Annotated in this window: 10 protein-coding genes; 6 read left to right on the plus strand and 4 right to left on the minus strand. The window is 72.4% G+C overall.

From position 1 onward, the window contains the following. Nucleotides 1–27 precede the first annotated feature (27 nt). The gene (locus tag D7X12_RS32430) at nucleotides 28–1677 is read right to left on the minus strand and encodes a Sapep family Mn(2+)-dependent dipeptidase (protein ID WP_120629104.1); all 1650 of its coding nucleotides are present in this window, start codon (nucleotides 1675–1677) and stop codon (nucleotides 28–30) included. Nucleotides 1678–1789: 112 nt separating this feature from the next. Between D7X12_RS32430 and msrA the strand changes: the two genes are divergently transcribed. Together msrA and D7X12_RS32440 are read left to right on the plus strand one after the other, a co-directional pair. After that, nucleotides 1790–2446 (plus strand): peptide-methionine (S)-S-oxide reductase MsrA, encoded by a 657-nt coding sequence (gene msrA, locus D7X12_RS32435; RefSeq protein ID WP_120629105.1) that lies wholly within the window; start codon nucleotides 1790–1792, stop codon nucleotides 2444–2446. 99 nt (nucleotides 2447–2545) lie between these two features. Then, on the plus strand, nucleotides 2546–4861 hold the full coding sequence (locus D7X12_RS32440) for a M20/M25/M40 family metallo-hydrolase (protein WP_120629106.1): 2316 nt from the start codon (nucleotides 2546–2548) through the stop codon (nucleotides 4859–4861). Between the two features lie 28 nt (nucleotides 4862–4889). Here D7X12_RS32440 and D7X12_RS32445 read toward each other — a convergent pair whose 3' ends face one another. Continuing rightward, the gene (locus D7X12_RS32445) at nucleotides 4890–5264 is read right to left on the minus strand and encodes an Mpo1-like protein (RefSeq protein ID WP_120629107.1); all 375 of its coding nucleotides are present in this window, start codon (nucleotides 5262–5264) and stop codon (nucleotides 4890–4892) included. A 237-nt stretch (nucleotides 5265–5501) separates the two neighbouring features. On the opposite strand from D7X12_RS32445, the gene D7X12_RS32450 reads away from it, so the two are divergent. Then, entirely contained in the window at nucleotides 5502–6611 is a 1110-nt protein-coding gene (locus tag D7X12_RS32450; RefSeq protein WP_208719424.1) for a hypothetical protein, read from the plus strand. A 2-nt stretch (nucleotides 6612–6613) separates the two neighbouring features. After that, nucleotides 6614–7756 carry a hypothetical protein gene (locus D7X12_RS32455; RefSeq protein WP_120629108.1) on the plus strand — a complete coding sequence of 381 codons (1143 nt, stop codon included), beginning with the start codon at nucleotides 6614–6616 and terminating at the stop codon, nucleotides 7754–7756. A gap of 93 nt (nucleotides 7757–7849) precedes the next feature. Here D7X12_RS32455 and D7X12_RS32460 read toward each other — a convergent pair whose 3' ends face one another. Both D7X12_RS32460 and D7X12_RS32465 read right to left on the minus strand, forming a co-directional pair. Then, nucleotides 7850–8077 (minus strand): hypothetical protein, encoded by a 228-nt coding sequence (locus tag D7X12_RS32460; protein WP_120629109.1) that lies wholly within the window; start codon nucleotides 8075–8077, stop codon nucleotides 7850–7852. 60 nt (nucleotides 8078–8137) lie between these two features. Continuing rightward, nucleotides 8138–8908 (minus strand): class I SAM-dependent methyltransferase, encoded by a 771-nt coding sequence (locus D7X12_RS32465; protein WP_120629110.1) that lies wholly within the window; start codon nucleotides 8906–8908, stop codon nucleotides 8138–8140. A 251-nt stretch (nucleotides 8909–9159) separates the two neighbouring features. Here D7X12_RS32465 and ptsP point away from each other — a divergent pair, with 251 nt between their 5' ends. Both ptsP and D7X12_RS32475 read left to right on the plus strand, forming a co-directional pair. Further along, a complete protein-coding gene (gene ptsP, locus D7X12_RS32470; protein ID WP_120629111.1) occupies nucleotides 9160–11670 on the plus strand; it encodes a phosphoenolpyruvate--protein phosphotransferase in 2511 nt (836 codons plus the stop codon). Then, on the plus strand, nucleotides 11667–12360 hold a 694-nt coding region (locus tag D7X12_RS32475), incomplete at its 3' end, for a 1-phosphofructokinase family hexose kinase (protein WP_147443864.1). The genes ptsP and D7X12_RS32475, both read left to right, overlap by 4 nt.

Raw genomic sequence — 12360 nt, forward strand, 5'->3', positions numbered from 1 at the left:
CGGGCCAAAGTCCCCCGTGAGCCGCCGTCACGGCGTGGGTGGGGTCGGGGTCTTCGCCGCGGGCGCCTCCGGCGCGATGGCGAGCGTGTGCACGGCCTCCGCGAGCATGCGCGTGCTCAGCTCCAGCGTCTCCAGCGCGATGGACTCGTCGGGGGCATGGCCGGTGTAGGGCTCGTTGGGGAACGCGGGCCCGAAGTCCACGGCGCGGGGGAACAGCCGCGCGTAGGTGCCGCCGCGGATGGAGCCGGGGACGGCGTCCGGCGCCTTGCGCTGGCGCTTGTAGATGTCCATCAGCGTCTGGACCAGCGGCCCGGAGGTGTCCGCCACGTGCGGGTCGCCCACGTAGCGGTCCTTGCCCTCCTTCACCTGGCCGCCCGCGTCCTCGCCCACGCGCTTCGCGGCGGCGTCCAGGCTCGCGTTGAACGCCGCGGCGTCCTTGCCCCGGGGCCTGCGCATGTTGACGCCCAGCGACACCGCGCCGTCCTTCACGCGCAGCACCGTGGGCGCGACGAGCAGCGGCCCCATCAGCGTGTCCTTGTACGCGAGCCCCAGCTTGTCGCCGTGGTGGTCGCCGTCGAAGCGCTTGGACACGACGCGCAGCATCGCGGCGATGCCGTTGTCCTCCAATGACAGACGCGCGGCCACGGCGGACAAATCCCAGAGCGCGTTGTGGCCCTCGTCCGCGACGGAGGAGTGCACGGCGTTGCCGTGGGTGGTGAGGACCACGGTGGCGCCGTCGCGCTTCACGTCGGCCTTCAGGTCCTTGCGCGCGGGACCCTCCGCGGCGATGGCGGCCTTCACGGCGGCCAGCACCGCCTCCGGCGTCTGGCCCTTCACGGCCGCAAGCTTCAGCGTGGCGGTGCCAGGCACCTGGGTGAGGAACTCGCCCGCGGTGACGTCCACCGCGCGGGCGACGGTGCCCTCCTTCGCGGCGGCGGGGGCAGCGCCCACGGGCGCCTCCAGCGTCCACGCGACGAAGCCGGACTGCGCGGCCATCACCGGGTAGCCGGAGTCCACGGAGATGACGTGCGTGGGCTTGGGTTCGGTGTCGGCGTAGTGCTTCATGCCGGCCCAGTCGCTCTCCTCGCCATTGCCGATGATGACAAGCACGCGGCCCCGGGGCTTGAGGCCCAGGTCCTTCGCCATCGCGAGCGCGACGAGCCCGGACGCGATGGGCCCCTTGTCGTCCTCCACGCCCCGGCCGTGCAGGCGCCCGTTCACCACCACGGGCTTGAAGGGCGCGCGCTTCCACTCGTGTCCGACGGCGGGCACGACGTCGCCGTGGAAGACGAGCCCCAGCAGCGGCTCGCCCGTGCCTTCACCCCAGGACAGCTCGAAGACATCGTTCTGGCCCACGGTGCGGAAGGCGAAGCCGTGCGCCTTCGCCCAGGTCTCCAGGTAGCGGCCCATGGCGGCCATCTCCGGGTTCTTGGACGCGGGGGCTTCACTGCTCACCGTCTTGAACCGGACGAGGGCCTGGGTGAGGGCCACCACGTCGTCCAGCGCGCAGGCCTGGATGTAGGCGGCGTAACGCTCCGCGGCGGAGGCGCCCTTCATGGCGGTGTCGGAGAACCGGGCGGCGCGGGCGGCGGGCTTGCCGGCGCAGCGGGGGTCCTTCGCGGCGAGGGCGGCGGTGGGCGCCAGGAGACAGAGGGCGGCGAGGAGGCGGGTGCGCATGGGAGTCCTGGAGAACCTTTCGCGGAGGGGGTCATTCCTGGTGGCCCGCGGGGCAGGGAGGCGGCCGTGCGCCAGGCGTGAAAATCGGGAGGGGCGGGGCTAAAGCTAGAGCATGTTCTTCACGTCCCCGAAGAAGTCGAGGCTCCCCACTCCGCAGGAGGCGCTGCCCGGCCGTCCGCAGGAGATGCCCGTTCCCCCGAAGCACACCGTGCTGGGCACCCCGTTGAAGGGGCCGGCGCCGGAGGGCTTTGAAACCGCCGTCTTCGGCATGGGCTGCTTCTGGGGGGTGGAGCGCAAGTTCTGGCAGGTGCCGGGCGTGTACTCCACGTCCGTGGGCTACGCGGGCGGGCTGACGCCGAACCCCACGTATGAAGAGGTCTGCTCGGGGCTCACCGGCCACAACGAGGTGGTGCGCGTGGTGTACGACCCGACGAAGGTCACGTACACGCAGCTCTTGAAGGTGTTCTGGGAGAACCACGACCCCACGCAGGGCATGCGCCAGGGCAACGACGCGGGCACCCAGTACCGCTCCGGCATCTACTACGCGAACGACGCCCAGAAGCGCGCCGCGGAGGAGACGCAGCGCGCGTTCCAGGAGGCGCTGCGCGCGAAGGGGCTGGGGGACATCACCACGGAGATCATCCCGGCGCCGCCCTACTACTACGCCGAGGACTACCACCAGCAGTACCTGCAGAAGAACCCGGGCGGCTACTGCGGCGTCGGGGGCACGGGCGTCAGCTGCCCCATTGGCGTCGGCGTCAGCGCCTGACCTGAAGGCCCCAGGGCAGCGGCGTGGATCCACCGGCGTGGGTTCGCGCCCTCCCGTCATGCTGCGGGCAGGGAGGCAAACCGGTAAGGTCGCGCGCACGTGAGCACGCGCCTTGTCAGCCTGTTGGCCGTGAGCCTCGTTGGGCTCACCGTCGTCTTCGCCCTGCACTTCGCCTCGGCACCTGCGGCCCTGCCGGCCTCGGCGCCGGTGGAGGTGTTCTCCGCCGGGCGGGCCCGCGCGCACCTGGAGCACATCGCGGCGGTCCCGCACCCCGTCGGCTCGCAGGCGCACCGCGAGGTGCGAGAGTACCTGCTGCGCACCGTGCGCGAAGCGGGGTTGACGCCGGAGGTCCAGGTGACCTCCGCCATCAACCCCTCCCTCGGCCTGGGCCGCTACATCCCGGGCTCCACGGTCCACAACGTCCTCGCCCACCTGAAGGGCGTGGATGGAAGCAAGGCCATCGCCATCGTCGCCCACTACGACTCCGTGCCCACCTCGCCCGGGGCCTCGGATGACGGGGCCGGCGTGGCGGCGATGCTCGAAACGCTGCGCGCGCTCCGCACCGGCCCCCCGCTCCGCAACGACATCCTCTTCGTCTTCACGGACGCGGAGGAGACGGGGCTCGTGGGCGCCAGGGCCTTCGCGCTCCAGCACCCGCTGGCGAAGCGGGTCGCCGTCGTCCTCAACTTCGAGGCCCGGGGCTCGCGTGGCCCCTCGCTGATGTTCCAGCCCAGCCCCGACAGCCGCTGGCTCATCGAACACCTGGCGCGCTCGGGTGCCCCTGCCCAGGCCAGCTCGCTCTTCGACGAAACCAACCGGCGGCTGCCCAACGAGACGGACTTCACCATCTTCCTGAAGGCGGGCAAGTCGGGCCTCAACTTCGGCTTCATCGACGGGTTCATGCGCTACCACTCGCGCCTGGACGACCTCGCCCACCTGGACCTCGACAGCCTCCAGCATCACGGCGAGGTGATGCTCGCGCTCGCGCGCCACCTGGGCCAGGACCCGCTGGAGCCCACCTCCACGCAGAGCGCCATCTACTTCAACGTGGGGCCCTGGCTCGTCCACCACCCGGCGTCCTGGGCGGTGCCGCTCGCGCTGCTGGCGCTGCTCGCCTGCGGGGCCGCCATCGCCGTGGGCCTGCGGCGGGGCGCGCTGCGGGCGTCCGGCCTCCTGAAGGGCGTGGGCGCGCTGCTCGCGACGACGGTGGGGAGCGCGGTGGTGCTCCACGTCGCGTGGTGGCTCGTGCGGTACGTCGATGGGGGCTTGAGGACCCTGCCCCAGCGCGACGCCTACCAGGGCCCGCTCTTCATCGTGGGGCTGCTGGCGCTGACGCTCGCGGCGGTGGCCGGCTTCCAGGCCCTCTTCCTGCGCAAGGTGCGGCGGGCGGAACTCGCGGCGGGCGCGCTCATCGCGTGGACGGTGCTGGGGCTCGTCAGCGCGTTCGTGGCCAGCGGAATCAGCTACCTGTTCATCTGGCCCGTCGTCTTCGGGGCGCCGGCCCTGGGGTGGCGGTGGCGCGAACCGGGGGAGAATCCTTCCTCGCGCACCCGCCTGGTGCTGGCCGCGAGCGCCATCCCCAGCCTGCTGTTGTGGGTGCCGCCGGTGCCCAACCTCTACTCCGCCTTGACGCTCGCGTTGGTGGCGGTGGTGACGGTGGTGCTCACGCCCTGGCTGGTGCTGCTGCTGGCCCAGGCGGTCGCGGAGCCCGTGCGGCCAGGCCGGACGGTGGCGCCGCTGGCCTTCGCGCTGGCCGGGGTGTTGCTCAGCGTGGGCGTGGTCCGGGAGCGCTTCGACGCGGAGCACCCGCGCCCCAGCAGCCTCGCCTACGTCGTCGACGCCACGAGCGGCGAGGCGTACTGGTTCACCCTCGACTTCGAACCGGATGCCTGGGTCTCCGGGTTCCTCGGCGGCGATGCCACGAAACGCCGGCTCGTCACCTACCTGCCCTTGCTCCCCATGGACGTCCGCGTGGCCCCCGCCCCTCCGGTGCCCCTCCCGGCGCCGGACGTGCGGGTGGAGCACGACGAGACCCGGGACGGCCTGCGCCGGCTCGCGCTCCGGGTGACGTCGCGCCGACAGGCGCCCCACCTCCAGCTCCAGCTGGGCCCGGACACGCCGCTGAAAGGCCTGTCCATGGCGGGCCACAAGCTGGAGCCGGACGCCATCGCGCGCCTGCTCGAGCGCAAGTCGGGCCCTGTCCTGCAGTACTGGGCCCCACCGCCCGAGGGCATCCTCCTGGAGGTCTCCGTCCCCGAGGGCACCCGCGTGCGGCTGCGCGTGACGGACTTCCGCTTCGACCTCTCCGAAGCCCCCGGCGCGCCCGGCGACCAACGCCCCGCCGACACCATCCCCGTGCCGTTCTACCTGGGCGTCTCGGATGAAACCCTGGTCAGCAGCGTGGGCGAATACTGAGACGTCAGCCCCTCACGACGGGGAAGGGCTACCGGACCTCGGCCTGGGCCGAAGCCACCGGGACCGGAACCGGCCTTCCCGCCCAGGCGCGCTCCAGGTGGGGCGTCAGCTGGCCGGTGGCCATCAGCGCCGCCATGCGGAGGTCGGAGATGAACGACCAGAGCGGGTACTTGAAGCTCGCCGGACGGTTGTTCTCGATCTTGAAGTGGCTGAGCCACGCGAAGCCGTAGGCAGCAACCAGCGCGGCGGGAATCAGCGCCCCACGCCCGGTGACGGCGGCCGTCACGCCCAGGCCCACGCCCAGGCTGGTGCCGGCGAAGTGCAGCCAGCGGGTCGACGCCTGCGAATGCTCGCGCAGGTAGAACGGCCAGAACTCGCCATAGGTCTGGATGCGGTCGGACATGAAGTGAAGTTGTGTCCCGCCCCCCGCCCGGCGTCAACCCGGGGGAGCACCTCACGTGCGGCCACCGACAACGGTCGGCCCTCGGGTCGAGGCAACTTGGGGAGGACCGCAGGCCGGGAGGCGACCGGGCAGGCCCTGTTTTCGGCCCCTCCCGGAACAATCCCATCCCGACGGTCAGGGCGCAGGGGACACCAGGAGGCACGGGGACCGCGTGTCGTGAAAGACTCGGGGCCGCGCATGAACGACTGGACGCCCAAGCTGAACCCCTCGGTGGACCTGCGTCGCCTGCCGCTGAACGCGGAGGAAGGCTTCGTGCTGTCCAGGCTGGACGGGCACACCCGCGCCCGCGACCTGCCCGCGCTCACCGGGCTGCCGCTGGAGAAGCTGCGCGACATCCTCGCGCGGCTCGTGGCCCAGGGCGCGCTGCTGCCGGGCGCGGAGGACGCTGTCTCCGTGAACACCGTGCGCCAGGGCGCTCCTGCCGCGCGCCCTCCCGCGACGCCCGCCGACGAAGTCCCCCTTCACGTCCAGGCCGCGTCCCCGCACGAGGCCACGGACGCGGATCCGCTGCCGGACACCGAGGCCGGTTCCGACGCCTCCGGTGACGACGAGCCCGAGGCCGCGCCCGGAGACGAAGAGTCCGAGGCCGTGCTGGGCAACTACCGCAAGCTCTTCGAGACGCGCCTGCACGGGCTGCCCGAGGACCAGCGCGTGGCGATGGCGCACGGGGCGGAGGACCCGGAGCTGTCCGCGCTGTGCTTCGACCCGGTGCCCGCCGTCATCAAGGCCACGCTGGAGAACCCGCGCGTGGGGCTCGCGCACGCGCGGCTCATCGCCCGGCACCACCGCAACCCCGTGGGCCTGGAGGCGCTGTGTGCCCGCGCGGCCTTCACCGCGGACACGGGCGTGCGCCGCTTCCTCGTGCGCAACCCGCAGCTCCCGGCGTCCCTCTTCCGTCGCCTGTGGGCGCTGCGGCGGCTGATGGAGCACCACAAGCTCACCGTGGACCGCGACGTGCCGGAGTCCACGCGCCGCACCGCGCGCGAGCTGCTGCGCCAGCGCTTCGCCACCGGCCCGTCCGAGGAGAAGGTGGAGCTCATCCTCAACACGGAGGGCCGCGCGTTGGGGGCGCTCGTGGGGATGTCGGTGGATGGCAAGACGGCGTCGCTGTTGTGTGGCCGCACGTACCGCTCGCCCCTGCTCATCCAGAACCTCGCCCGGTGGAGCGCCGCGCCGCCCGTGCTCATCGCGCACCTGCTCAAGCAGGAGCTGGTGCGCCGTCAGCCGCAGCTCCGCGCGCTGCTCGCGCGCCATCCGAACGCGCCCGCCGACGTGAAGCGCGCCTGAGCATGGTCAGCCCCGAGGCCCAGGTCGTCCGCTCCCTGAAGCACCACCTGCTGGCGCACGGGCTGCGCGCCTCGCGCATCCTCCACCTGCTGGTGGACGCGGATCCGTCCTACGTGCACAGCCCGTTCGCCCACGAGCTGGAGCCGATGACACGGCTCACGCTGGAGGGCGCGCGTCCGGACATCCTGTGCAGCGTCGCGCAGCCGGAGGGCGTCCTCGTCGCGGGCATCGAGGTGAAGGCGTCGGTGAAGGACTGGGTGAAGGGCATGGGCCAGGCCCACCGCTACCGCTCGGGCGTCCATCACGCGTACCTCGCGCTCCCGTCACCCGCCTCGGACCTCCACCGCTCCGCGTTGACCATGGCGCGGGACAACGGCGTCGGCATCCTCGCCCTGGATGACAAGCGCTGGGTGGAGGTCGCGCCTCCCGCGGATCCGACGCCGCTGCCCCGCATCGTCAGCCAGGCCTCTGCGCTGCTCGAAGGCGTCCCTGCTGCGCGCAGCCTCCAGCTCAACCACCCGCTCAACTACCTGGCGGCGGCCTTCCTCGCGGACCGGGAAGGGGCCTCGCGGCCCTTGATGGAATCGCTCGCAGCCCACTGGAAGGACCTGTCGAGCGACAGCTCGCGTCGCTTCGCGGCGACCGGCGCCAACATGCTCGGGTTGCTGGACCTGGACTGGCAACCCACCGTCGAGGGCCGGACCGTGGCCGACCTCCTGGCCGCGCTCCAGTTCAATCCCGACACCCGCTACGACAAGCGCAAGCGGCTGCTGGAAGTCCACGCCGCCTTCGCCGCCGTGGCCCGCTTCGTCCTCCTCCGTCAGCCCGCGGTGCGCCTCATCCACCGGACGCTCCAGGAGCGCGGCGGATCCCTCATGCTGCCGGAGCTGGCGGTGGCCGCGGGCCAGGAGGACCTCGCGCTGGCCACGGCCCTCTTCCTCGCGGACCCCTCCGGCGAGCTGAAGCAGGGACTGCGCGGACCGGACATCAACCCCTCCACCGTCTTCAAGCTGAAGCAGAACCTCTGGCACGCGGGACTGCTCGACACCAAGGCGCATGGCACCGCCGGCAAACAGGCCCGCGACTACCGTCCGGAGGAGGACCGCTGGACCCTGCCCCCACGCACGCCCCGCACGACGTCTTGACTACTGCTGTAGTCATGGCATATCCCTTCGTGACTACAAATGTAGCCAAGAGGGGATTCCATGCGCGGACAGACGGAGCGAGACGGGCAGCGGCTACCGGTCCTGCTGCGGGAGGGGCTGGGGTGGCTGGTGGCGCTGCACCTCCTGCTGGCGCTCATCTGGGTGGGGCCGCTGCGGCCGGCGCTGCTCCCCGTCCTCCAGGTCGCGTGCTCCCTGAGCGCGGCGCCGGCCGCCTCCGAGCAGGCCGTGGTCCGCGCCCTGCGCGTCCGGGTCCGGCAGGCCCGGGTGTTGTTCAAGGCCGCCGCCACCCTGCGCCGTCATGCCGTGCCCTTCGTGCGCGCGGAGCTGGCGTCGTGGTGGCGGGAGCAGACGGGCCCGGGCTCACGGCTTCCGGGCGGTGATGAGCGGCTGGTAGAAGCCGGTCTCCTCGGGCGAGTACCAGCGCGGATCCACCAGCCCCGCCTGCGTGAGCGCGCGCTCCACCTCCAGGCGCTCCAGCAGCCGGTAGACGCCGGTATGTTCCGTGGTGTGCCAGACGCCGGACTCCTGGCGCAGGATGAACTGGCGCACCGTGTACTGTCTTTCATCCACCGCCCAATCCCAGACCTGGAAGAGGACGCGGCGGCCCAGCGGCGTGTCCAGCACCCGCTCCGCCGTGAAGCGCGGCCGCTTCTCCCGCAGCGCCTCGTGGTCCCTCAGGCTCGCCACCAGGAGCCCGCCGGGCACCAGGCGCGACGCCATCGCGTTCGCCGCGTCGTGCAGGTCTGAGTCCTCCAAGAGGTGCGCGAGCGCGTTGTCGCAGGACATCACCACGTGGAAGGTGCCGGGCACCTGCCAGTCCAGCATGCGCATGTCCGCCACGCCAGTGGTGAGCGTCACGTGCATGGCGCGCGCTTCGCGCTCCGCGCGGGCCACGGCGGCGGGGCTCAGGTCCGTCGCGTGCACCGCGTAGCCCCGGGCCGCCAGCCCCAGCGCCTGCGTGCCGATGCCACAGGCACAGTCCAGCACCCGACGCGGGGGCGGCGCCTCCGAGCGGCGCAGGAGCGCATCCAGCACCGCGCCCTGCCGCTCCACCGACTGCTCCCAGTCCGCGAAGAGCAGGTGGTACTCCTCGGCCAGCCCTTCGTAGAAGTCCAGGACGCTGTCAGACATGACGGCCTCCTCTCTAACACCCTCCCACGTCCCGTCACGCTCGGGGACGCGCGACGTCCTCCACCCATCAGGCCCACGCGCCACCCGGGCATGGGGGCGGGCTTCCACGGGTTGCTCTTCAAGAAGCTGTTACCGGGAAGACGGGGCCTGTAAGCCCGTACCGGCGTGCGGGGTCTCCGGGGCAGGATGCGCCCGCGGTCCCATGAGTGAAGCCGACTGAAGCGCACGCGCACCCGAAGCAAGGAGCCCCGATGCTGACGTTGACGCCCTCGCAGGTCCGCCTGGGACGGTCCGCCGAGAACAAGGCGGAGGCCATCCGCCTCGTCGGACAGGTGATGGTGGAGTCCGGCTTCATCGCGCCCGGCTACGTCGACAGCATGCTGCGGCGCGAACAGGTGTCCGCGACGTACCTGGGCCACGGCATCGCGATTCCGCACGGCCTGCCCGAAGCGCGCGACCTCGTGCACCAGACGGGCGTCGTCGTGGTGCAGTTTCCGAAAGGCGTCGCCTGGGGCCCGGAAGGCCACGCGCGCCTCGTGGTGGGCATCGCGGCGAAGTCCGACGAACACCTCCAGGTGCTCGCCAACCTCACCGGCGTGCTGGGGGACGAAGCCCAGTCCGAAGCCCTGGCACAGACCGGGGACGCGGCCCTCATCGTCCAGGTGCTCAACGGCGCGAGCCCGCCGCCGGAGGCCAGCGCCTCCGTCCCCCTCACCTTCGAAGGGCCGCACCTCCAGGCCCTGTCGCCCTCGCCGCACGGCCTGCACGCGCGCCCGGCCACCGTGCTGGTGGAGGTGGTCCGGCGCTTCCGGGCTGAAGTCACCGTGCACCACGAAGGGCGTCAGGCGAATGCGCGCAGCGTGCTGTCGCTGCTTCAGTTGGGGGCCCGGGGCGGCACGCTGCTGACGCTCACCGCGACGGGCGACGACGCGGAGGCAGCGCTCCATGCGCTCAGCGACGCCTTCCAGTCCGGCCTGGGCGAGGAGGCCTCCGCCACGCCTGGAACGAGCGCCGCGAGCACCGAGCCCAGGGCCACCGTCCCGCTCGACTACGAGGGGACGCTGGTGGCGGGCTTGTCCGCGTCGCCGGGCATCGCGTCCGGGCCGGTGTGGGCCTTCCAGCGCGAGCGACTGGTGGTGGAGGAGCGCGCCGCCGACGCCGTCCAGGAGCACCGCAAGCTGGACGAGTCGTTGGCGGGCGCGGCGGCGGAGCTGCGCCAGTTGCACGAGGGCTTCCTCAAGAAGGCCGGGGCGCAGCGGGCCGCCATCTTCAAGGCGCACCTGGAGCTGCTGGACGACCCGGAGATGCGGACGGAGGCGCACGGCCACATCGACACGGGCCTGAGCGCGGGCGAGTCGTGGGGCCGCGTCTTCGAGAGCCGCGCCGACTCGCTCGCGAAGCTGGCCGAGCCCACACTGGCCGCGCGCGCCGCGGACCTGCGCGACGTGGGCCGGCGCGTGCTGCGGCCCCTCGCCACGGTGGTGGAGGGAGAGGCCACCTTCCCGGACCACCCGGTGGTGCTGCTGGCGGAGGACCTGGCCCCGTCGGACACGGCGAAGCTGGACCCCGCCATGGTGCTGGGGCTGTGCACGGCGGGCGGCGGCACCACGTCGCACACGGCCATCATCGCGCGCTCGCTCGACCTGCCGGCGGTGGTGGCGGCGGGGCCGTCCGTGCTGGATTTGCGCAACGGACAGGACTGCATCCTGGACGGGGACGCGGGCGTGCTGGTGCTGAAGCCCTCGGAGCGGGACCACGCGAAGGCCGCGACCCACCGCGAGCGCACGCGGGTGCGGCGCGAGGAGGAGAAGCTGGAGCGCTACCGGCCCGCCATCACGCTCGATGGACGGCGCGTGGAGGTGGCCGCGAACATCAGCGAGGCCGCGGAGGCCCAGAAGGCCGTGGACGCGGGCGGCGAGGGCGTGGGGCTGATGCGCACGGAGTTCCTCTTCCTCAAGCGCGACACACCGCCCGACGAGGAGGAGCAGCTGCACGCGTACCGCACCATGGTGCGCGCGCTGAACGGCCTGCCGCTCATCCTGCGCACGCTGGACATCGGCGGCGACAAGCACGTGCCCTACCTGTCGTTGCCGGCGGAGGCGAACCCGTTCCTCGGCGTGCGAGGCATCCGCCTGTGCTTCGAACGGGAGGACCTGTTCCGCACGCAGCTGCGCGCCATCCTGCGCGCGTCGAAGGAGGGCCCGGTCCGCATCATGTACCCCATGGTGGCGACGCCCGAGGAGCTGACGAAGGCGCGCGCCATCACGGAGTCCGTGCGCCTGGAGGTCGGCGCGGATCCGGTGGAGACGGGCATCATGATTGAAGTGCCCTCCGCGGTGATGATGGCGGAGCGGCTGGCGCGGGACGTGTCGTTCTTCTCCATCGGCACCAACGACCTGACGCAGTACGTGCTGGCGATGGACCGCGAGCACCCGGTGCTCGCGCCGCAGGCGGACGGCCTGCACCCGGCGGTGCTGCGCATGGTGGACCTCACGGTGCGCGCGGCCCGGAAGGCGGGCATCTGGGTGGGCGCGTGCGGCGGCATCGCGGGCGACCCGTCCGGCGCGGTGGTGCTGTCCGGCCTGGGCGTCACGGAGCTGAGCGTCGCCATCCCCAGCATCCCGGCGGTGAAGGCGCTGCTGCGCGGCATCTCGATGACGGACGCCGAAGCGGTGGCGCGCGAAGCGCTGGAGCGGGACAACGCGGCGGAGGTGCGGGCGCTCGTGCGGGACCTGATGGCGCGGAAGGGAGCAGGAGCGTGAAGCCGACGAAGCCGGGGGTGGTGACGGTCACGCTGAACGCGGCCATCGACCAGACGCTGGAGTGCCCGGGCTTCAGCGCGGGCGCCGTCAACCGCGTGGTGGCGGAGACGCGCACGCCGGGAGGCAAGGGCATCAACGTGGCGGCGTTCCTCGCGGGAGGTTCGCGGCCGGTGACGGCCACGGGGTTCCTGGGCGCGGACAACGTGTCGCTGTTCGAGGCGCTGTTCCACGAGCGCGACATCCAGGACCGCTGCCTGCGGCTTCCCGGCTCCAGCCGCGTGAACATCAAGGTCGTGGACCGCACGAGCGGCGCGGTGACGGACCTGAACCTGCCGGGGATCCGCGTCCCGGAGGAGGCCCTGGACGCGCTGGGCGCCACGCTGGACGCGCTCACGCTGGACCATGGCTGCTTCGTCCTCTCCGGGAGCGTGCCGGCCGGAGTGCCCGCCACGGTCTACGCCACGCTGACGAAGCGTCTGCACGCGAAGGGTGCGCTGGTGGTGGTGGACACCAGCGGAGAGGCGCTGCGCCACGCGGTGGCCGCGCGGCCGGACTTCCTGAAGCCGAACGCGCACGAACTGGGAGAGCTGCTCGACCGCCCGCTGCGGACGCCGGGCGAGGTGGCGCGGGCCGCGCGGGAGCTGCACGCGGGGGGCGTCGGGCTGGTGGTGGTGTCGCTGGGGGCGGAGG

The sequence above is a fragment of the Corallococcus sicarius genome (assembly GCF_003611735.1).
GTDB lineage: Bacteria > Myxococcota > Myxococcia > Myxococcales > Myxococcaceae > Corallococcus > Corallococcus sicarius.